The sequence below is a fragment of the Thioclava sp. GXIMD2076 genome (assembly GCF_037949795.1).
GTDB classification, from domain to species: domain Bacteria; phylum Pseudomonadota; class Alphaproteobacteria; order Rhodobacterales; family Rhodobacteraceae; genus Thioclava; species Thioclava kandeliae.
This window is the reverse complement of sequence record NZ_CP149932.1, coordinates 185,134-206,878: the sequence shown is the minus strand read 5'-3', so window position 1 is coordinate 206,878 and position 21,745 is coordinate 185,134. Positions and strand designations below refer to the sequence as shown.

Sequence of the window (21,745 nt, the reverse complement as noted above, 5' to 3'; positions counted from 1 at the left end):
ATTTCTGATAGACGATATCTATCACTCGGATTTCAGGAGCGGCGCCAGCTCATGCGCGGCATGGATCAGCTTGGCGTCCTCGTGTGTGGCTGCAATCAGCATCAGCCCCGTGCCCGGCGTGGGGAGCGGCAGCGAGATCGAGCAGCCATCTATCACATTGGCCATGGTGGTGTTGCGCAGCGCTAACAGATTGAGCCGGTTGAAGCTCTCGTCCTCCTCCAGTGCGCTCAGCTGCGGCGGCAGGATTGGTGCGGTCGGCAGCACGATGGCGCGTCCCAGCAGCTCGCGTTTTGCATCCCGCGCGATCGCCTCGCGCAGGAGCAGCGTGCGGGCATAATCGGGCGCGCTCGCGGTATCGGCGCGGGCCATGCGCGTGGTTACACGTGAATCAATCTGGTCCTGTCTGTCGTCGTAATCGGCCTTGTGATGGACACGCGATTCGACCGCCGAGAATTGCCAGACGGCCAGCTCCTGATAGAGGGTGAAATAGGGCAGGTCGGTCTCGATGATGCGGTAGCCCGCGTCTTTCAGGGTCTCGAGAGCCGCGTCGAAGGCCTGTGCCACCTCGGGGTCCAGCCCGTCGCGCCCGAAACTGCGCGGCAGGATCAGCTCCTGCGGGAGTTCGGTTTCCTCATAGGGCGCATCGCGCAAGACCTCCATTGCGGCCTGCACGGTCAGCGCATCGCGCGCCATGACGCCCACGGAATCGAGCGTATGCGAGAGGGCCACCACGCCCTCGCGCGGCACATCGGAGGCGGTGGGTTTGAACCCGATCAGCCCGCAGAAGGCCGCCGGAATGCGCAGCGAGCCGCCCGTATCGGTGCCAAGCGCGATATCGGCCACGCCGCGCGCCACGCTCGACGCTCCGCCCGAGGTCGAGCCGCCGGCAATCGCGCCCTCGATCAGCGGCGTCAGGGGCGTGCCGTAATGCGGGTTCTGGCCAAGGCCCGAATAGGCGAATTCGGTCATGTTGGTATGGCCGATGAGCCCCGCTCCGGCCTCGCGCAGCCGCGCGATGACGGTTGCGTCCTTTTCGGCCACCGGGCGGTTCGCGCGGGCCTTCGATCCGGCCCGTGTCTGGTATCCCGTCACATCAAACAGGTCCTTCACCGCTACGGTCAGCCCGTTCAGGGGGCCGTCCGAGGGACCGGGCACAGGGCCGGTAAAGACTTGGGTGAAATCGGGCGCTTTCGCGCGGGAGCGGGCAAGGCTGAGCGGATCGGTGGTCATCGGGGCACTTTCAGGCTCGGGCCATGTTGCGCATCACGACACGCGATCCGGCATGGCCCATGGATGTCGCCCCACTTTCTGAGCCAGCTTTGCAGTGAAGTCCAGACCCCCGAGGTGTTCCGTCCCATCGCTCCCTCTTCTGTCGGTCCTGCGCATGGAAAAAGGGCAGCCACGGGGCTGCCCTTCCTGTCGTTCAGACCTTGGTTTCTGCCGCGGCGGGCGGCGGGGTCGGGTCCGACCCGTAAAGATCGCCGGGCAGTTCGGGCGGCATCGCGTGGTCTGCCTCCTCGTCATTGCGGTAGACCTGATTGTGGCGATAGATCATCAGCGTATCCCAGCGCAGCGCCTTCAGAAGCCCGATCAGGATCAGGAAACAGACGACCGCGAAGGGGAAACCCGCGACCACTGCGGCTGCCTGAAGCGCGTTCAGACCGCCCGCGACCAGCAGCACCGCTGCCACGCAGCCCTCGGTCACGGCCCAGAAGATCCGCTGGATCTTGGGCGGGTTCGGGTCGCCACCTGCGGTGAGCATATCGATCACGAAGGAGCCCGAATCCGAGGAGGTCACGAACCACATCACGATCAGGACCATCGCGAAACCGGAGGTCAGGTCCGACATCGGGAAATAGTCCAGCAGGGTGAACATGGCCTGTCCGTAGGCTTCCTTGGTGGCATCGACGAGCGTGCTGTCCCCGCCCATCGAGATGCTGATGGCCGTGCCACCAAAGGCGCAGAACCAGAAGAACATGATCGAGCTGGGCAGCAGCATCACGCCGAGGACGAATTCGCGGATGGTCCGACCGCGCGAGATGCGCGCGATGAACACGCCGACGAAGGGCGACCAGCTGACCCACCATGCCCAGTAGAAGATCGTCCAGCTGTTCTGCCAGGTGCTTTCCTCGTTATAGGCTTCGGTCCAAGTGGCCCAGCTGATGAAGCGCGAGATGTAATCGCCATAGCTTTGCACATAGAGATCGAGGATGAAGATGGTCGGGCCCACGATCAGCATGAACAGCAGGAAGACCATCGACAGGCCGATATTGAGGTTCGAGAGACGTTTGATCCCCGCATCGAGCCCCGCCACGACCGAGATGGTGGCCGCGAGCGTGATAAGGGCGATGATGATGACCTGAGTGACCACCGACTGCTCCCAGCCGAACAACTCGCCCAGACCCGAATTGATCTGCATCGCGCCGAGGCCCAGCGAGGTGACGATCCCGAACATCGTGCCGAACACGGCCAGAATATCGACCGCATCGCCCCATTTTCCGAAGATACGCTCACCCAGAATGGGGTAGAGCGCCGAGCGGATGGTCAGCGGCAGGCCCTTGCGGAAGTGGAAATAGGCCAGCGCCAGACCGACAACCGCATAGATCGCCCAGCCGTGGAAGCCCCAATGCAAAAAGGAGATGACCATCGCCTGTTTGGCGGCCTCCTCGGTTTCCGGTGCACCGACGGGGGGCGCGAAATAGTGGTAGAGCGGCTCGGCCACACCCCAGTAGATCAGGCCGATCCCGATGCCTGCCGAAAACAGCATGGCGGTCCAGCTGAAGAGGCCATAGGCGGGTTTCTCATTCATCCGGCCCAGCCGGATATCGCCGAAGCGCCCGAAGGCCAGATAGATCGCGGCGATGACGAAAAGATTCATCTCGATGATGATGGCCCAGCCGAGATTGGTGGCGAACCAGCTCTGGATGCCTCCGAACAGCGCATTGGCCTGTTCGTTGAAAAGCGCCCCGTAGATGATGAACCCGACGATCAGGATCGCTGAAACCGAGAAAACCCGCTTGTGGACTTTCGGAAAGAACAGCAGGCGTTCCTGCTGAAGATTATCTGCCATATCTGGCCTGTCCCCTTGTTATTCACCGGGTATGGTCCGGCGTTACAGACAAGGGAACGGGCCAGTTTCGAATAGGTTCCCGAAAAAGTCATGGAACCTCACGCGGGGGTGTCTCAGTCCCGCGCGATGTCAACGACGACCGACAGGCCCGGCACCAGTTTCTCGGCCTCGTCCTGCCCCGGATCGATGGAGATCCGCACCGGAACACGCTGGGCGATCTTGGTGAAGTTACCGGTGGCATTGGAGCTCGACAGCACCGAGAATTCGGATCCTGTGGCAGGCGAGAAGGCTTCCAGATGGCCGGTGAAGCGCTTGCCACCCAGAGCATCCACGGTAAAGCTGACCGATTGGCCGACCTGCATCCCGTTCAGCTTGGTCTCCTTGAAATTGGCGATGACCCAGGCATCGGTCCCCACAAGGCTCATGAGTGTCGTGCCCGCGCTGACATATTGCCCGCCGCGCACGCCAAGCTGGCCCAGTCGTCCGTCGATGGGCGCGGTGATGGTGGTATGCTCGAGATCGATCTTGGCAAGCTCCAGTGCCGCCTGCGCGCTTTCGACGCTGGCCTGCAGGGTCTGGCTGTCCATCTTCACCGATTTCAGATCTTCCTCGGCCACATGACGGGCCGCAATAGCCTCTTCGAGCGAGGCTTGGGCCTGTTGCAGGGCAAGCTGTGCGTCATCCGCATCCGATTGCGAGAGGTAGCTTTTGTTCTGCAGCTGCTGCGCGCGTTCCCATTCGCGCTGGGTCGTTGCGACGGACGCTTCTGCCGAATCCTGCGAGGCTTTCTTCGATTCGATCGTTGCCTCCGCCGAACGGATATCCTGCGCATTATTGGCCAGTGCCGCCTTGGCGCTGTCCAGCTCGGCCTGCGCCTGATTGACGGCCTGTACATATTGGCGATCGTCGATCTTGGCCAGCACGTCGCCTTTCTTGACGGTCTGGAAATCGTGCACCGGCACATCGGTGATAAAGCCCGAGAGCTGCGGTGCGATGGAGGTCAGACGACCGCGCACATAGGCGTCATTGGTCTGCGCCACCGAACTCTGGAAGGGAGGGATCTGCCATGCGTAGAGAATGATGCACAGGCCGATCAGCCCGAAGGCAACGGCGATGATAGAGGGGAGGAAACGTTTTACGGACATAGGTGGCTCATGCGGGTTGGCTCTGGAGGCGCTCTTTGCGCTTGGTCCAGAGATAGTTGATGATCAGGCAGCTCAGAGTGAACAGGGCCAGATAGAGGAGGGCGTGGAAGGCATCGGCATAGGCCAGAACATTCGCCTGCACGCTGACATTACTGGAAAGCTGCGACAAAGCCTCGGATTTGATGACGGTCGGGTCTGCCGAGGTCGCGGCATATAGCTGTTTGAGCTGGGCGATGGTGCTGGTGACCATTGGGTTCCCTTCCATCAGCTGGCCGTTGAGAAGCTCGGTATGGAATGTGGTGCGCAGCTGCACGGTCGAACGAAAAATCCCCGAGCCGATGACCGCACCGAGGCTCTGGCTGGCCAGAAACACGGCGATGAAGCTCAGCAGATAGTTCGGGCTACGGCGGAAGGCGTTCATGATCCCGTTGGCCATCGCGGTCGGCAGGAAGATGGTAGAGGCAAAGCCCAGCAACGCCTGACTGACATAGAATTGCTGCGGCCCCCATTGTGCATTCACGCGTGTGTCGAGCGCAAGGCCGAGTGCCATCATGGCCAGCGCGGCCATATGCATCTCCGGCATGCGCTCCATCTTGAAGGTCAGCACACATACGATGCCGCCGGAGATGGTGGCGATCGTGATGATCAGGAACAAGAGCCATAGTTGGTCATAGCTATAGCCGATGGTCGAGAGCAGTCGCGGAATGCCCACGGTCTGTTCGCTCAGCAGCATCCGCATCAGGAAGAGCGCCGCCGCCAGCCGCAGGATCGGCCAGGAAACGAGCCAGCGCAGATCGATCAGCGGGCGATCGCGTTTCAGCTCGATCGCGACGAACGCGCTCAGGCAGAGAAGCGCCAGACAGGCGACGACGCCGAGCCACATCGCATCGGTCCACCACACGGTCGTGCCCCAGAAGAACACCACCACCACCGAGCCGAAGCCTATGGCCAGCAGGCTGAAGGTGATGACATCCATCACCGAGATCACTGGCACGCGCGGCATCGGTGTCAGCGGCAGGGTATAGATCAGGCCGATCATCAGGAGCGACAGGCCGAATTCCATCTGCCGCAACGATAGATAGTTGAAGTGATGGTAGAGGGCGGGGGAAATGGCATAGGCCAAAGGGGTGCCGACAAGGATGAAGGTCATCACGAGCGGTATCCCGAAGGTCATTTTCTTGGGCAGCGGGAGCACTTCGAGCATGTAGAGCACGGCGACCGATGCCAGAGGTGCCGAGGCACAGCCCGCGAAGAACTGCACGACAATCGCGCTATGCAGGCCATCCACCCAGAGTGTCGCGAAATTGACCAGCGCGAAACAGGCCACCGAAAGGATGGCGAAGTTCCGCAGCCCGTATTGCGTGCGCAGCTTCACCAGCATCAGGCTGAGCGAGGCCCGCGGGATCATATAGGCCGCCGTGAGCCAGAGGGATTCGGTCTGGCTCGCGCCCAGATCACCCGCGATGCGCTGCGCATTGGCCGTGGTGAAGCCTTGGCTCAGCGACATCGCGATCGCGACGACGATCGATGCAACTATGTATCCCAAGACGTGCAGGCGCGGTTTCGGCTCGAAAGGCGGCGGCGGGCGCTGCTCTTTGGGCGAAGGATCGCTCGGGTTGGGGTTCACGCCCGGAATATGTAGATGCGGTGTTTCAGGCATTTTTCGCCATATCGTCAAGGTTTACATGGAGGCGGCTGACCAGCTCGTAGAGCTGTTCGAATTCGCCGTCTGAAAGGTCATGGAAGAGTTCGTGACGCAAGGTGTTGGTATATTCCAGAATGTCCTTTGCCTTGTCCTTCGACAGGTCGGTCAGGAAAACGCGGCGTACACGACGGTCCCCTTCCACAGCACGACGCTCGATGAAGCCGGTTTGTTCCAGACTATCGAGTGTGCGGTTAAGCGTTGGTGTCTCGATCTTTAACGCCTCGGCCAGTTCGGTCTGGCTGCTGCCTTCGGTGCGCGCGATCTGCAAAAGGGCCTGCGCGCGTGCGAAGGTCAGGCCCATGGCACTGGCACGTGAATCGAAAGCCTTTCGCAAACGGCGGTTCAGGAAAATGATACTGTTCAGGACCATCCGGTCATCCAAGCGGGTCATAACACTCCTCTGCGCTTTTTATATCGCTAATTATTAGCAAGCTTATATGTGGGACATGTATATGAATTTCGAGATTTGCCAACGTAAATTTACACTATATTCTGTGCCGGCACGAACACCGCTTGCGCAATCATGACGAAATGCTACAAAAATGATCAGCTTGCGAACGAGCGGCTCGCCAGCGCCAGCCCGTCGATAACTGCGGTGAAGGCCTCGGCCTTGCGCAGTTCGGCATTCGGACAGGTCGCCTGTGCCTCCTCGGCCACCAGCCCCATCAGGCTCGAGCCGCCCACCAGCACAATGCAATCGAGCATCTGCGGCGCCATCTGAGCCTGCATCAGGGTCTGGTAGATCGCGTTGCGCAACGCCTCGCGGTGCTGCGAGAGCGCGCCGTTGAGCATACCGCGCGTCAGGCGCACTTCCAGCTTCGGCTCGACCATCCCCATCGCGATGGCAGCCTGCGCATCATCCGAATTGGCGGCGATCTTGCCACTTTCGACCGCAAAGGCCAGCTCGTGCCCGAGCTGTTCCTCGATCACATGGGCCAGCCGTCCGATCCGCTTGGGATCGGTGGCGTTGCGCTCCATACCGGCGACCAAGCGGCGGGTTTCGGGGGTGTAGACGAAGGGGATCTTCTCCCAGCGCGACAGATCCACATAGATCCCGCGCGGCACCGGCAGCAGACCGTCACCCATCTCGCGCTTCAATTCTCCGCCCAGCCCCAGTTCGGGCATGGCCTTGGCCAGTGACAGCGCATGATCGAAATCCGTGCCCCCCAGCCGGATGCCGTGACTGGCAAGGATACGGATCTCTTCGCCCTCGCGCTGGTAGACGGAGAAATCCGAGGTGCCACCGCCGATATCGACGATCAGGCCGGTCTCACGGTTGCGCTGCGAATGGCCAGCCGCAAGGGCAGCGGCTTCGGGCTCGGGCAGGAATTCGACCGTGTCGAACCCTGCCGCATGGTAGCAGGCGCGTAGGTCGGCTTCGGCGCGGGCGTGACGTTCGGGGTTGTCATGGAAGGCCACGGGGCGGCCAGACAGGGCGGTGGGGATCTTCAGGCCGGTTTGCGCCTCGGCCTCGGCTTTCAGATGGGCGAGAAAGATGGTGATGATCTGCGCGATGCTCTGCCGCTTGCGCCCGATCCGGCGCTCTTCATGGAGCAATTCGGTGCCGAGCACGCTTTTCAGCGCCCGCATATACCGGCCCGGATCGCCCTCGATCAGCGCCTCGCCTGCCGCGCGTCCGATCAGCATCCCGCTACCATCCTCGGGGAAGAAGACCGCCGTGGGCAGGGTATCGTGATGCCCCTCTACCGAAAGCCTGCGGACCGCGCCATTTTCCAGCACGGCCATTGCGCTGTTGGAGGTTCCGAAGTCGATAGCAAGGCAAGGCATAGCGGTACTTTCGTTCAAAGAGCAGAAGGGAGCGAGCGTGCCAGCTAATGAGTTCGGATCGTGGAGGCAAGAGGCGCTGTGTCTAAAACCCTGCCTATCATGAGGCAATGGCGGGCGGGCCCGCTTCCGCGCGGCACGGTGACAAAAAGTCAGGTGCAAGGGGCTTGCATCCGGATCAGGGCTTCTGTATCCACACTGTCACAACGCGGGCGTTGTGTAATGGTAAGACCTTAGCCTTCCAAGCTAATGACGCGGGTTCGATTCCCGCCGCCCGCTCCAATCCCCCCCCTATCGCAAACAACAGACGTCACCCCGCCGCGGGTGCGATCCGTGCAGGTGCTGTCCTGTCTGCGCGGGGGGCTTGCCGGCGTGGGCCCATCATGGCAGGCACCTGTCGCCGGAGCCGCGAAGCCTTGGGCGCACCGGACACCTCCACGAAAAAAGGGAACGTCTCGTGATGAGACATTCCCTATGAGACAATGGTTCTGGAAAAGGTCACTCGTGTCGGGCTGTGCCTCACTTCGTCAGGATCAGCTTGCCCGCGCGGGTAATGCGCAGCGTGTAGACCTGACCGTTGAGAAGGATATTGGCCTGATTGCCCCCTTGGGTCAGCTCTTCGGCGGCATGAGCGGGCAGGGCTTGGGTGAAGCTGGGCGAAATGGTCATTGGTTTCTCTCAATTCTGTCTAGCATGTGGTCGATTGCGCCAGTGCGCGGGCTGAGGCCGTCGCAGAGCGCCTGCACGAGATCTGCAAGGGTGATCGGGGTCAGCTTACCCTGTCGTGCCTGCGAGGCAGGGCGGAGGGCCGGGTGGTGGGGCATGTCCATATCCTTTTTGGCAAGCAGCTGGTGGGGTCACTGGCGATGTGTCTTTAATCTGAGTGAAATTCTCGGGCTTGTAAAGCCTGATAGTTATAGTCAGGTATTAAATTCGCAATTTTCTGCCCAAAGACCGGTGCAGACAAAGCCCGCCGCAGCGTTTATGGTCATTCCATGAGCATAAACCGCGATCTTTCTGCCGATAATGCCCTGGATGCGTCGCATCCTCTGGGGCTCGAGGATTCGGCATGGACCGAGGTGCTCACGGCGATGGACCGGACCTATGCCGAACTCGTCGATTATCAGGCCCAGCTCGAGGACCAGAGCCATGCACTCGAGGAGATGCGCTCCTATCTGGGTTCTATCATGTCCTCGGTTTCGGATGCGCTGATTGTCGTCTCGCGTCAGGGACGCGTCGAGGATACCTCGCATTCGGTGGCGCATATGACCGGGCGACCCGCACGCAGTCTGGCACAGATGGATGTGCTGGATCTGGTGGCAGGCGAGTCGCGCCAGCGTCTGATCGCTGCACTGGCGGACTGCACCGGAAACCGTGCGCCGGTGACGTGCGAGCTGAGCCTTGGCGGTGTCTCGGGGGATGTCCTTCTGGAGATGTCGATCAATCCGCGTTTCGATGATCGGGGGCGTCTGACGGGGCATGTGCTGACGGGCCGTCCGGTGGGAGAGCTGCGCCGTGCCTATTCGGAGCTTGCGCAGAGCCATAACGCACTGAAATCGACGCAGGCGCTTCTGGTCCAGAACGAGAAACTGGCTTCACTGGGGCGGCTTCTGGCAGGGGTGGCACACGAGCTGAACAATCCGATCAGCTTCGTCTATGCCAATACCCACGCGATGGAGCGCTATGCCACCAAGTTCGAGACCTATTTCAACGAGGTCCAGCAGGGTGCCACGCGCGAGCGGCTGACCGCACTGCGCGAGGAGCTGCGCCTCGACCGCGAGGTGCGCAACCTGCGCGAGGCCATTGCCGGAGCGCGCGACGGCGCGGAAAGGGTGCGCGATATCGTCGAGGATCTGCGGCGCCTGTCGTCGGATGGCTCGGGCGAGAGTGTGATCTTCGATCTGGTCACCGTGGCGCGCACTGCCGCCCATTGGGTGGCCCGTGGGGCGGATCGAGGGATTGCACTCCGATTCGAGGGACTGCCCATGGTGCAGGCCATGGGCCGCGCGGGCCATATCCAGCAGATCATCATGAACCTCGTGCAGAATGCCGCCGATGCGCTCGCCAGTATCGAGGAGCCGCAGATTACCTTCCATGCCAGTCAGGAAAATGGCATCGCGCGGTTGAGCGTCTGCGATAATGGCACGGGCATTCCCGAGGAGGTGGCGCGTTCGATCTTTGATCCGTTCTTCACCACCAAGGAAGTCGGACAGGGCACGGGTCTGGGGCTTGCGATCAGCTACCGTATTGCTGCAGATCATGGCGGCAGTCTATCCTACCGGCCGAACGGAACGGGCGGGGCCTGCTTCACTCTCGATTTGCCACAAAGTAGATTACCGGACACCAAGACGACGGGGTCACACGAAGTATGAATGTTCTCTGGCTGCAATCCTCGGGCTGCGGTGGCTGCACGATGTCGCTTCTATGCGCCGAAGGTCCGACGCTTTTCGACCGTCTGGAAGGGGCGGGGATCGAGATGCTCTGGCATCCCTCGCTCAGCCTCGAAACCGGCGCCGAGGCGCGTCGCCTTCTGGAACGTGTGGAGGCGGGTGCGATCGCGCTGGATGTGCTCTGCGTCGAGGGGGCGATCGCCCGCGGACCGCGGGGCACGGGCAAGTTCCAGATCCTTGCTGGTACGGGGCGGTCGATGCTCGACTGGGTCTGTTCGCTTGCGGGCCTTGCGCGCCATGTGGTGGCGGTTGGCACCTGCGCGGCCTATGGCGGGATCACCTCGGCGGGCGAGAACCCGTCAGATGCCTGCGGGCTGCAATATGAGGGCTCGCATGAAGGGGGTGTGCTGCCCGCAAGTTTCCGCGCCAAAGGGGGGCTGCCGGTGATCAATGTGGCGGGATGCCCGACCCATCCCGACTGGGTGACCGAAACGCTGATGATGCTGGCCGAAAACCGGCTGGGCGCGGACGATCTCGATGGTCTCGGGCGACCTTTGTTCTATACAAGCCATCTGGTCCATCACGGCTGCCCGAAAAACGAGTTTTACGAATATAAGGCCTCGGCGGTGGCGCTTTCCGATATCGGCTGCATGATGGAGAATCTGGGGTGTATCGGCACGCAAGCGGTGGGCGATTGCAATATCCGGCCTTGGAATGGCACTGGCTCCTGCACGCGGGGCAATTATCCCTGTATCAACTGCACCGCGCCCGAGTTCGAGGAGCCGCGCCACAGCTTCACCGAGACGCCGAAGATTGCCGGTATTCCGGTGGGGCTGCCGACCGATATGCCCAAGGCTTGGTTCATGGCGCTGGCCTCGCTGTCCAAGGCCGCAACCCCCGACCGGCTGGCGCGCAATGCAGTGGCCGACCGTGTGGATGTGCCGCCCACGCTACGGGTGCGGGGCCGCAAATGACCACGCTGGTGATGGGCCCGTTCAACAGGGTCGAAGGTGATCTGGAGGTGCAGCTCGATGTCGCAGAGGGCGCGGTGACGCAGGCGCGGGTGAACGCGCCGCTTTATCGCGGCTTCGAGCGGATGCTTTTGGGCAAGGCCCCGCAGGATGCGCTTACCATCACACCGCGGATCTGCGGGATCTGCTCGATCAGCCAATCGGCCGCTGCGGCGCGGGCCTTGGGCGCCGCGATGGGGCTCTCGCCCACGCCGCAGGGTGCGATGATGGCGGCGCTCATCCATGCGGTCGAGAATGTCTCGGACCATCTGACCCATTTCAACCTCTTCTTCATGCCCGATTTCACCCGCCCTGTTTATGCGGGCCGTGCCTGGCATGCGCGCGCGCTCCGGCGGTTCACGCCAATGGAGGGCTCGGCCCAGCGGGCGGCGATCGCGGCGCGGGCCGAATTGATGCATATCCTCGGGTTGATGGCCGGAAAATGGCCACATACGCTGGCGATCCAGCCGGGCGGGGTCACCCGCGCGCCGGGGCCGAGCGAGCGGATGCGGATCAGATCGGTGCTGCGCGGGTTCCGGCGCTATCTCGAGGAGGTGGTGTTTGGCGCGCCGCTCGAGGAGTTCGCGGCGCTGGGCAGCCTGTCCGGTCTCATGGCATGGCGGACAGGCGATGCGGGACTGTTTCTCGAGATAGCGCAGGATCTGGATCTGGGGGCCGCGGGGCGCGGGCAGGGGCGTTTCCTGAGCTTCGGGGCCTATCCGCTGGCCGAAGGCTATGGCTTTGCGCAAGGTATCTGGGACGGGGGGCTGGCGCCCCTGGATCTGAGCGGGCTGGTGGAGGACCCCGCGCATGCATGGATGCTCGGGAATGCCAGCCATCCGGCGCATGGCGAGACCCGCCCCGACGAGATGATGCGCGATGAGGCTTATAGCTGGTGCAAGGCCCCGCGTCTTGACGGGCGTGTGTTCGAGACTGGTGCTCTTGCGCGGCAGGTGATCGACGGGCATCCTCTCGCACGGGATGTGGCGGGCGCGGGGGTGCTGGGACGCGTAGCGGGGCGGCTTCTGGAACTGGCGCGCACGCAGGTCTTGATGGAAGCATGGGCCGAGGCCATCGACCCGCAGGCGCGGTTCATGGAGCGCGGTGAGGTGCCAAAAGAGGGCGTGGGTGTCGGTCTGGTCGAGGCCGCGCGGGGGGCTCTGGGGCACTGGCTGCGGATCGAGCGCGGGGTGATCGCGGGCTATCAGATCATCGCGCCAACGACATGGAATTTCAGCCCCCGCGATGTACAGGGTGTGCCCGGGGCACTGGAAGCCGCACTTGTAGGTGCGCCTGTGGCCGAGGGGGAGGAAACACCTGTCTCGGTGCAGCATATCGTGCGCAGTTTCGACCCCTGTATGGCCTGCACCGTCCATTGAGCGGGTTCTGAGCGCAGGTGCAGGTGTAGGGGCAAGGGGCTCTGCCCCTCTTGGGGCCTGACGGCCCCAATTCACCCCGGGATATTTAGGGACACTGGAAGATGGAGAGCGTCGAGATCCGCGTGCGGGGGCAGGTTCAGGGGGTGGGGTTCCGCCCCTTTGTCTGGCGGCTGGCGCATGATCTGGGTTTTGCGGGTCATGTCCTGAATGATGCGCAAGGGGTGGTTATCCGTGCGCGGGGTGCGCGGCTTGCGGAGTTTGTGGAGGCGCTTCGCGCGCAGGCGCCGGTTCTGGCACGGGTGGATGCGGTGGAGGTGGCGCCTTTTGCGGGCGAGTTGGGTGAGGGGTTCGAGATCGTGGCCTCGGAAGCGGGGGCCGTGCGCACGCGGGTGACGCCGGATGCCGCGACCTGTCCCGACTGTCTGGCCGAGACATTGGGCACGGGGCGCCGCGGTGGCTATGGTTTCACCAATTGCACCCATTGCGGGCCGCGCTTCTCGATCGTGACGGGGCTCCCCTATGATCGGGCGCAGACCACGATGGCAGAGTTTCCGCTTTGTGCGGATTGCAGGGGCGAGTATCTTGACCCGTCGGACCGGCGCTTCCATGCGCAGCCCGTGGCCTGTCCGATTTGTGGTCCGAGGATCTGGACTGTTCCAGAGAGTGCGGATTGGCTGAAGGAGGCTGCAGCGCGGCTCCGTGGGGGAGATATTCTTGCGATCAAGGGGTTGGGCGGGTTCCATCTGGCCTGTGATGCGGGAAATGCGGCGGCAATCGCGCGGTTGCGGGCGCGCAAGAATCGCCCGACCAAGCCGCTGGCGGTGATGGGGGATCTGGCCATGATCGGGGCCGCTTGCCATCTGGACGCGCTGGAGCGCGCGCGGCTGGCCGCGCCGGCCGCTCCGATCATCGTGCTGGCGCTGCGTGACGAGCCTGTTGAGGTCTGTGCCGGAGCGCTTGCTCCGGGACAGGACAGCTTGGGCTGGATGCTGCCCTATACGCCGTTGCACCATCTGCTGATCCGGGCTGTCGCGCGGCCTCTGGTGATGACCTCGGGCAATGGCTCGGGGCAGCCGCAGGTGATTTCCAACGAGGCGGCGCTGGCCGAGCTGGCCGAAATTGCGGACGGGTTCGTGCTGCATGATCGCGCCATTGCGCGCAGGCTCGATGACAGTGTCGAGCGGATCACTCCGCAAGGGCCAATGGTGCTACGCCATGCGCGGGGGCGGGTGCCCGATGTGCTGGATCTGCCCGCAGGCTTCGGGCAGGGACCGCAGGTGGTGGCCTATGGCGGGCAGATGAAGGGCGCGATCTGTCTGACCCGGGACGGTCAGGCGCTGCTGGGCCATCACTTGGGCGATCTGGATAATGTGGCCAATATCGAGGCGTTCGAGGCAGCGGATCGCGATTATCGGGCGTTATTCGACCATGTGCCCGAGGTTGTCGCGGTCGATCTGCATCCCGGGTTCCGGGCGACGCTGTATGGCGAGCGGGCTGCGGGCACGCGCCCCCTGATCCGTGTGCAGCATCACCATGCGCATCTGGCCGCCTGTCTGGGCGAGAATGGATGGGGTCTGGAGGACGGGCCGGTTGCGGGGATCATCCTTGACGGGCTGGGGCTCGGGGAAGATGGAACGATCTGGGGGGGCGAGTTGCTGCTGGGCGATTACCGTCATGTGGCGCGTGTGGCGCATCTGACGCCGGTGCCGATGCCCGGAGGGGATCGCGCCAGCCGCGATCCATGGCGCAATCTTCTGGCGCAGCTCGACCATGCGGGGCTTCAGGCGCAGGCGGACAGGTTGCTGGCAGGCCAGCCGGTCGGGCTTCTGCGTCAGGCGATGGCCAAGGGGATGAACGCGCCGCTGACCTCCTCGGCAGGACGCCTGTTTGATGCCTTTGCGGCTGCGGCGGGGTTTGTCGGCAGCCAGAGCTATGAGGGCGAGGCAGCGATGGGGCTGGAGTCTCTGGCCCGCAAGGCGGGGGATACAGGCGCGGGCTATCCGTTCGGGGAGGGCGCGCAGATCGATCCGGCGCCGATGTGGCGTGCATGGGCCGATGATCCGGGCCCTGTAGAAGCGAAAGCGCGGCGCTTCCATCGAGGGCTTGCGCGGGCCTTTGCGGGGCGCGCGCGGGATCTGGTTGTGCAGGGCGCGGCGCGCGCCGTGGTGTTGTCGGGCGGTGTTTTGCAGAATGTCGTGTTGCAGGAGGAGTTGATGACAGCCCTCGGCGATGTGCCGGTGCTTTTGCATCACAAGGTGCCGGCCAATGACGGTGGGCTTGCCCTGGGGCAGGCGTTGGTCGCCATGGCGCGGGTCATGGGCGGACGGTGATGGCCGTATGGCTTCCAGATAATGGAAACTCTGGCAACCATCTATCCGGTCAATTCTATAGCGTTTTGTGAATTTTAGACGCAAGGCATTATTATAAAATAATAAAAACAGCCTGTGACACTTTGTCATTTTCTTCGCGCGCCGTGGGAGCCTGCTATGGCATCCAAAGGCATACCACGCGCGGACCGGGCCTATCCCGCCTCCGCAGCCAGGCAGCAGGGAGCGAAGGTCTTGTCTAATCTCGAGACATTCTACGACGTTATGCGCCGTCAGGGGATCACCCGGCGCAGCTTTATGAAATATTGCTCGCTCACTGCGGCAGCCTTGGGTCTGGGGCCGGCCTTCGTGCCGAAGATCGCCCATGCGATGGAAACCAAACCCCGCACACCGGTCATTTGGGTGCATGGTCTGGAATGCACCTGCTGCTCAGAGAGCTTCATCCGCTCTGCCCACCCGCTGGCCAAAGACGTCGTGCTCTCGATGATCTCGCTCGATTATGACGATACGCTGATGGCCGCGGCAGGCCATGCCGCCGAAGCCGCGCTGCAGGACACGATCGAGAAATACAAGGGCAATTACATCCTCGCCGTCGAGGGCAACCCGCCGCTCAACGAGGATGGAATGTATTGCATCATCGGCGGCAAACCTTTTACCGAGCAGCTCAAACATGCCGCCGAACATGCCAAGGCCATCATCAGCTGGGGCGCCTGTGCCTCCTATGGCTGTGTGCAGGCAGCGGCCCCGAACCCGACCCGTGCCACCCCCGTGCACAAGGTCATTACCGACAAGCCGATCATCAAGGTGCCGGGCTGTCCGCCCATCGCCGAGGTCATGACCGGCGTTATCACCTATATGCTTACCTTCGATCGCCTCCCCGAGCTCGATCGTCAAGGTCGGCCGGCGATGTTTTACTCTCAGCGTATCCATGACAAGTGCTATCGCCGGCCACATTTCGATGCAGGGCAGTTCGTCGAACATTGGGACGACGAGAACGCCCGCAAAGGCTACTGCCTTTACAAGATGGGCTGTAAGGGCCCGACCACCTATAACGCCTGTTCCACCGTGCGCTGGAATGATGGGGTCAGTTTCCCGATCCAGTCGGGCCATGGCTGTATCGGCTGCTCGGAGGACGGGTTCTGGGATCAGGGCTCCTTCTATGACCGCCTGACCAATATCAAACAATTCGGGATCGAGGCCAATGCCGACAAGGTCGGTGGTGTTGCCGCAGGCGTCGTGGGGGCAAGCGTGGCCGTGCATGCCGCCGTGACCGCGCTCAAACGCGCCCAGAAGAAAAACGAGGAAGTCTGAGCATGAGCGTTCTCAATACCCCCAACGGCTATGCCATGGACAATTCGGGCAAGCGGATCGTTGTTGATCCGGTGACCCGCATCGAAGGCCATATGCGCTGTGAAGTGAATGTGGACGAGAATGGCGTGATCCGGAACGCGGTCTCGACCGGGACCATGTGGCGTGGGCTGGAGGTCATCGTAAAGGGCCGCGACCCGCGTGACGCATGGGCCTTCGTGGAGCGGATCTGCGGTGTGTGCACCGGCACCCATGCGCTGACATCGTGCCGCGCGGTGGAGGATGCGCTGGGGATCCAGATCCCCGATAACGCCAACTCCATCCGCAACCTGATGCAGCTTGCACTACAGATCCACGATCATATCGTGCATTTCTACCACCTGCATGCGCTCGATTGGGTCAACCCGATCAATGCGCTCAAGGCCGACCCCAAAGCGACCTCGGAGCTGCAGCAGATGGTGGGCCCGAACCACCCGCTCTCCAGCCCCGGCTATTTCCGCGATGTGCAGAACCGTCTGAAGAAATTTGTCGAGAGCGGGCAGCTTGGCCTCTTCAAGAACGGCTATTGGGACAATCCCGCCTATAAGCTGCCGCCCGAGGCGGATCTGATGGCGACTACCCATTATCTGGAGGCGCTGGATCTCCAGAAAGAGGTGGTGAAACTGCACACCATCTTCGGCGGTAAGAACCCGCATCCCAACTGGCTAGTGGGCGGTGTGCCATGCCCGATCAATATCGATGGCGTGGGCTCGGTCGGCGCGATCAATATGGAACGCCTGAACCTTGTGAAATCGATCATCGACAAGGGGCTGGAGTTCAACCGCAACGTCTATATCCCCGATGTGATCGCGATTGGCGGTTTCTACAAGAACTGGCTCTATGGCGGCGGCCTGTCTTCCAAGGCCTGCCTCGCCTATGGCGATATCCCCGAGAATGCCAATGATTTCTCGCCCGAACAGCTGCATCTGCCGCGCGGCGCGATCATCAATGGCAAGCTCGACGAGGTCCATGATGTCGATGTGCGCGACCCCGAGCAGGTGCAGGAATTCGTCGACCACTCCTGGTATGAATATGGCGAGCCGGGCCTCGGCCTACATCCGTGGGACGGCGAGACCAATCCGAAATTCGAGCTGGGTCCGAATGCCAAGGGCACCAAGACCAATATCGAAGAGCTCGACGAGGGCGCGAAATACAGCTGGATCAAGGCACCGCGCTGGCGTGGCCACGCGATGGAGACCGGTCCGCTGGCGCGCTATATCATCGGCTATGCCAAAGGCCATGAGGATATCAAGGGGCAGGTCGATGGCCTCCTGCGCGATATGGATCTGCCCTTCGAGGGCATCTTCTCGACGCTGGGCCGGACTGCCGCACGGGCGCTTGAATCCGAATATTGCTCGCGCCTTCAGCTGCATTTCTATGACAAGCTTATCAACCGCATCAAATCGGGCGACCAGTCTACCGCCAATATCGAGAAATGGGACCCGAGCACCTGGCCGAAAGAAGCCAAGGGTGTGGGCATGACCGAGGCGCCGCGCGGCGCGCTGGGGCATTGGATCCGCATCAAGGACGGGCGTATCGACAATTACCAATGCGTGGTGCCGACAACGTGGAACGCCTCGCCGCGCGATGTGCAGGGCAATATCGGGGCCTATGAGGCAAGCCTCATGAATACGCCGATGGAGCGCCCGGAGGAGCCGGTGGAGCTGCTGCGCACGCTGCATTCCTTCGATCCCTGCCTCGCGTGCTCGACCCATGTCATGTCGGATGACGGGCAGGAGCTGACCACGGTCAAGGTGCGCTAAAGGGAGGAAAGACCATGAAATATCTCGCTATACTGGCCGTTTGGGCCGCCACGCCTGCACTGGCCCATGAGGGTCACCCCACGGCTTCTGGCCCGTTCGGGCACGAGATCTCGCATCTCGTTCTGGGCGCGGTGGCGATCGGGGTGGTCTATCTGGTGGTGGAACTGGCGCGGAAGGTCTTCGGCAAGTCCAAGGAGGACTGAGCCATGGCCGAGAAGCATATCCACCAGCCTGCGGCCGACGCCTCCGAGATCATGCCGGGCGCACGGCTGACCGGAGACGCCACGGCGGCCGATATCGAATCCATCCGCCGCCAGAATTCGGTCTATGTCTACGAGGCGCCGGTCCGGCTCTGGCATTGGGTCAATGCCGCCTGCATCACGATCCTCTGCGTCACCGGCTATTTCATCGGCGCGCCGCTGCCCTCGATGCAGATCGGCGAGGCGACGGAGCAGTTTGTCATGGGGTATATCCGCTTCGCGCATTTCGCGGCGGCGATGATCGTGACGGTCGGTTTCTTCGGGCGCATTTACTGGGCGATGGTGGGCAATCATCATTCCAAGCAGATGTTCTATGTGCCGGTCTTCAACCTGCATTTCTGGAAGGAGGTGCTGTTCGAGCTGCGCTGGTATCTGTTCATCGAGAAGAAGCCCAAGAAATATGTGGGGCATAACCCGCTCGCGCAGCTCGCGATGTTCTTTTTCATCACGATCGGGCTGACCTTCATGCTGGTCACCGGCTGGGCGCTTTATGCCGAGGGCGCGGGGCAGGGCTCGCTGCCCGATACGCTGATGGGCTGGGTGCTGGGGATCGTGCAGAACAGCCAGCGTCTGCACACGCTGCATCATCTGGGGATGTGGGCGATCATTATCTTCATGATCATCCATATCTATGTGGCGATCCGCGAGGATATCATGTCGCGCCAGTCGATGGTCTCGACGATGATCTCGGGTCACCGCACCTTCAAGGACGACGAAATAGAGTGATTTCATAAGTCATTTAAGTATGCCGCGAGGCGTCGGAGGTGGTGCTCCGGCGCCTTTTTTCGCGTCTTCGTGAGGGGGCTTTGCGGGAACGTGTCTGTCGCGCGCGCGTTGGTTGGTCAAAGGAATTTTCAGGAGATCTATCATGGCTGACCAACCCGATCTGAAGGCAGGTGTCCGTTTTGAGACGCTTGAAGAGAACCAACCGCTAACCGGCAGCTTCGGCGATCAGGAGGTCACCGTGGTCCGGCAGGGGGATCGCGCCTTCGCTGTCTCGGCACGCTGTACCCATCTGGGTGCCGATCTGGGCACTGGTATCGTGGCGGAAGGCGAGATCCGCTGCCCCTTCCACCATGCGCGGTTTGACCTCGAGACCGGCGAGGCCACCGGTGCGCCCGCCATCACGCCTCTTGGCTGTTACAAGGTCGAGATCGCGGGGGGGATCTTGCGTGTCACCGGCAAGCAGGGCCAGCCCGAAGCGCCGGATGCTTCCGGCAGCCGTGAGAGGATCGTGGTGGTGGGCGCGGGGGCCGCGGGCCATGCCGTGGCCGACCATTTCGTGACGGCAGGCGAAGGTGCGCGTGTGACGCTGATCACCGAGGATCTCGATGCGCCTTATGACCGGACCTTTGTCTCCAAACAGGTGCTTTCGGGCGCGAAGAACCCCGAGGAGGCCGCACTCCCCTTCGGCCATCCGCACAATCCGCGCCCCACGATCCTGCGTGGGGTGAAGGCCGAGGCGATCAACCGTCAGAAAAAACAGCTGCGCCTGTCGGACGGGCAGACGCTGCCTTACGAGACGCTGGTTCTGGCCACCGGTGCCACGCCGATTACGCCCGAATTCGACGGTGCCGACCATGAGGCGGTTTTCACTCTTCGCAGCCTAGCCGATGCCCGCGCCATCCTCGGGCGCGCGGAACGGGCGAAATCGATCGTGGTGCTCGGTTCGTCCTTTATCGGGCTCGAGGCGGCAGGGGCGCTTGCCTCCAAGGATCGCAAGGTCCATGTGGTCACACAGGACAAGGTGCCGATGGAGAAGACCCTTGGCGCTGAGATCGGTCACTTCGTTCAGAGCCAGCACGAGGCGGATGGGGTCAGTTTCCATCTGGAAACGACGCTGACCAGCTATGACGGCGCACAGGTCACGCTGAAGGATGGCCGCAAGATTGACGCTGATATGGTCGTGCTGGGTGTAGGCGTGAAGCCCGATCTGGCGCTGGCCAAGGCGGCGGGGCTGGAGCTGGCCGAAAAAGAGAACGGTGTGCAGGTGGATACCTATTTCCGCACCTCCGATCCCGCGATTTACGCGATTGGCGATATCGCCAACTATCCCGCCTGTGACGGTTCGGGCCGGTTGCGCATCGAGCATTGGGCCCATGCGGGCGATCAGGGCGCACATCTTGCGGCCTTCCTTCTGGGTGAGACCGATGGGGGCTTCGACCGGATTCCGTTCTTCTGGACCAAGCAGGGCGATGCGCAGTTGCGCTATGTCGGCCACGGCTCGCCTGCGGACGGAGTGCGGATTGACGGCAAGCTCGAGGAAAAGGATTTTGCCGCCCATTTCAAGGGGAGCTTCCTGCAAGGTGCGCTCGTGACCTGCAACCGCGATGTAGAGGCACTGGAGACCGAACGCGATTGGGAGCGCTGATCCGCAAGCTGGATAGTTTGCAGCCTCTTTCCGAGTAAACTGGAAAGCTACATTCTACCTAAGTTGGGCGCAGGATGTAGCTTTTCATGTTTTATTTATGAATAACAACATCATAATTAAATAACGCGATTAATGGCGATGGGCTCCTTTTTTGGGGACCTGCTGGATATGGTCACATAACGACCGGAGGCGCAAAGCCTCTTGCCAGCGGGCGAAAGGAGGACGCCATGCCAGCCACCACCACGCAGATACCGCGTAATATCCTAGTTCTGGGAATCGGGAATGTGCTCTGGGCCGATGAGGGCTTCGGGGTGCGCTGCGTCGAGACGATGGCGCAGACCCATGCTGTGCCCGCGAATGTGCGGCTGATGGATGGCGGCACGCAGGGTCTGTATCTGCTGCCCTTCATCGAGGATTGCGACGCGCTGATCGTGTTCGATGCCGTGGATTTCGGGCTGGAGCCCGGCACGCTGGTCACGCTGCGCGACCGCGATGTGCCCGCTTTCATGGGCGCCAAGAAGATGAGCCTGCACCAGACGGGGTTTCAGGACGTGCTGGCAACGGCCGAGCTGATGGGCCATGCGCCCGATTACATCACGCTGATCGGTTGCCAGCCCGAGGAGATCGAGGATTATGGTGGCGGATTGCGGGCCGTGACCTCGGCCCAGATCCTGCCTGCCATTGACGAATGTATCCGCGAGCTGGGTCGCTGGGATATCGGCGTGACCGAAGGCCGCACCGAGAGTGGAGATCTCGCCGATATCTCCATCCAGCGCAGCGCCTATGAGGGGGGCCGCCCCGACGCGGAAGATGCCTGCCGTATCGGTGATCACCGCTTCTTTCCTCCGGCCGCCAAGGGGCGCGCCTGATGTGTGTCGGTGTGCCTTTGCAGCTGCTTGCGCGGGACGGCATCTGCGGTGATGTGATTGAGGATGGCCAGCCACAGATCATCGACCTGTCGCTGACCCCCGAGGCCGAGGCCGGTGACTGGCTTCTGGTCTTTCTGGGGGCGGCACGCGAGGTGATTTCGGCCGGCGAGGCGGCCAAGATTTCGGCGGCCCTGGATGGCCTGCGCGCGCTGATGACCGGCGGCGATCTGGGGGCGGCATTTGCCGATCTGGAAGCCCGCACCCCCGAACTTCCCCCCCATCTGGCTGCTGCTGCCGCGCAGGGGCGCAAGACCGCCTGAAGGA

18 protein-coding genes and 1 tRNA gene are annotated in these 21,745 nt (G+C 62.3%); 12 read left to right on the top strand and 7 right to left on the bottom strand.

The window, feature by feature from the left end; translation table 11 throughout:
* Positions 1 to 21 precede the first annotated feature (21 nt).
* The 6 genes from WDB91_RS01080 to WDB91_RS01055 all read right to left on the bottom strand — a co-directional run bounded on the left by WDB91_RS01080 (position 22) and on the right by WDB91_RS01055 (position 7,708).
* Positions 22 to 1,230 carry an amidase family protein gene (locus WDB91_RS01080; RefSeq protein WP_339113328.1) on the bottom strand — a complete coding sequence of 403 codons (1,209 nt, stop codon included), beginning with the start codon at positions 1,228 to 1,230 and terminating at the stop codon, positions 22 to 24.
* A 193-nt stretch (positions 1,231 to 1,423) separates the two neighbouring features.
* Positions 1,424 to 3,070, bottom strand: a complete 1,647-nt coding sequence (locus tag WDB91_RS01075) for a BCCT family transporter (protein ID WP_339113327.1) — start codon at positions 3,068 to 3,070, stop codon at positions 1,424 to 1,426.
* A 113-nt stretch (positions 3,071 to 3,183) separates the two neighbouring features.
* Positions 3,184 to 4,215: an HlyD family secretion protein gene (locus tag WDB91_RS01070; RefSeq protein ID WP_339113326.1), complete on the bottom strand. Its 1,032-nt coding sequence runs from the start codon at positions 4,213 to 4,215 to the stop codon at positions 3,184 to 3,186.
* Positions 4,216 to 4,222: 7 nt separating this feature from the next.
* A complete protein-coding gene (locus WDB91_RS01065) occupies positions 4,223 to 5,875 on the bottom strand; it encodes an MFS transporter (RefSeq protein ID WP_339113325.1) in 1,653 nt (550 codons plus the stop codon).
* Positions 5,868 to 6,311 (bottom strand): MarR family transcriptional regulator, encoded by a 444-nt coding sequence (locus tag WDB91_RS01060; protein ID WP_339113324.1) that lies wholly within the window; start codon positions 6,309 to 6,311, stop codon positions 5,868 to 5,870. The genes WDB91_RS01065 and WDB91_RS01060 overlap by 8 nt, the downstream gene beginning before the upstream one ends.
* Before the next feature lie 155 nt (positions 6,312 to 6,466).
* On the bottom strand, positions 6,467 to 7,708 hold the full coding sequence (locus WDB91_RS01055; RefSeq protein ID WP_339113323.1) for an Hsp70 family protein: 1,242 nt from the start codon (positions 7,706 to 7,708) through the stop codon (positions 6,467 to 6,469).
* 205 nt (positions 7,709 to 7,913) lie between these two features.
* On the opposite strand from WDB91_RS01055, the gene WDB91_RS01050 reads away from it, so the two are divergent.
* A tRNA-Gly gene (locus WDB91_RS01050) sits at positions 7,914 to 7,987 on the top strand.
* 237 nt (positions 7,988 to 8,224) lie between these two features.
* Here WDB91_RS01050 and WDB91_RS01045 read toward each other — a convergent pair.
* Positions 8,225 to 8,374, bottom strand: coding sequence for a hemin uptake protein HemP (locus WDB91_RS01045; RefSeq protein ID WP_339113322.1), 150 nt, complete (start codon positions 8,372 to 8,374; stop codon positions 8,225 to 8,227).
* A gap of 326 nt (positions 8,375 to 8,700) precedes the next feature.
* Between WDB91_RS01045 and WDB91_RS01040 the strand changes: the two genes are divergently transcribed.
* From WDB91_RS01040 to WDB91_RS00990, 11 genes are all read left to right on the top strand, one after another.
* Complete coding sequence (locus WDB91_RS01040) at positions 8,701 to 10,077, top strand: ATP-binding protein (RefSeq protein WP_339113321.1); 1,377 nt, start codon at positions 8,701 to 8,703, stop codon at positions 10,075 to 10,077.
* The gene (locus WDB91_RS01035; RefSeq protein ID WP_339113320.1) at positions 10,074 to 11,069 is read left to right on the top strand and encodes a HupU protein; all 996 of its coding nucleotides are present in this window, start codon (positions 10,074 to 10,076) and stop codon (positions 11,067 to 11,069) included. Before WDB91_RS01040 ends, WDB91_RS01035 begins: the two co-directional genes overlap by 4 nt.
* Positions 11,066 to 12,484, top strand: coding sequence for a nickel-dependent hydrogenase large subunit (locus WDB91_RS01030; protein WP_339113319.1), 1,419 nt, complete (start codon positions 11,066 to 11,068; stop codon positions 12,482 to 12,484). Before WDB91_RS01035 ends, WDB91_RS01030 begins: the two co-directional genes overlap by 4 nt.
* A 101-nt stretch (positions 12,485 to 12,585) precedes the next feature.
* Positions 12,586 to 14,814 carry a carbamoyltransferase HypF gene (hypF, locus tag WDB91_RS01025; RefSeq protein WP_339113318.1) on the top strand — a complete coding sequence of 743 codons (2,229 nt, stop codon included), beginning with the start codon at positions 12,586 to 12,588 and terminating at the stop codon, positions 14,812 to 14,814.
* 231 nt (positions 14,815 to 15,045) lie between these two features.
* Entirely contained in the window at positions 15,046 to 16,122 is a 1,077-nt protein-coding gene (locus WDB91_RS01020) for a hydrogenase small subunit (RefSeq protein WP_339113317.1), read from the top strand.
* A 2-nt stretch (positions 16,123 to 16,124) separates the two neighbouring features.
* Positions 16,125 to 17,921, top strand: a complete 1,797-nt coding sequence (locus tag WDB91_RS01015; RefSeq protein WP_339113316.1) for a nickel-dependent hydrogenase large subunit — start codon at positions 16,125 to 16,127, stop codon at positions 17,919 to 17,921.
* Positions 17,922 to 17,935: 14 nt separating this feature from the next.
* Complete coding sequence (locus WDB91_RS01010; protein WP_339113315.1) at positions 17,936 to 18,124, top strand: hypothetical protein; 189 nt, start codon at positions 17,936 to 17,938, stop codon at positions 18,122 to 18,124.
* 3 nt (positions 18,125 to 18,127) lie between these two features.
* Entirely contained in the window at positions 18,128 to 18,907 is a 780-nt protein-coding gene (gene cybH, locus WDB91_RS01005) for a Ni/Fe-hydrogenase, b-type cytochrome subunit (protein WP_339113314.1), read from the top strand.
* Positions 18,908 to 19,049: 142 nt separating this feature from the next.
* Positions 19,050 to 20,552, top strand: coding sequence for an FAD-dependent oxidoreductase (locus tag WDB91_RS01000; RefSeq protein WP_339113313.1), 1,503 nt, complete (start codon positions 19,050 to 19,052; stop codon positions 20,550 to 20,552).
* Positions 20,553 to 20,779: 227 nt separating this feature from the next.
* Positions 20,780 to 21,421, top strand: coding sequence for a HyaD/HybD family hydrogenase maturation endopeptidase (locus WDB91_RS00995; RefSeq protein ID WP_339113312.1), 642 nt, complete (start codon positions 20,780 to 20,782; stop codon positions 21,419 to 21,421).
* Complete coding sequence (locus WDB91_RS00990; protein ID WP_339113311.1) at positions 21,421 to 21,741, top strand: HypC/HybG/HupF family hydrogenase formation chaperone; 321 nt, start codon at positions 21,421 to 21,423, stop codon at positions 21,739 to 21,741. Before WDB91_RS00995 ends, WDB91_RS00990 begins: the two co-directional genes overlap by 1 nt.
* The last annotated feature ends 4 nt before the right edge of the window (positions 21,742 to 21,745 follow it).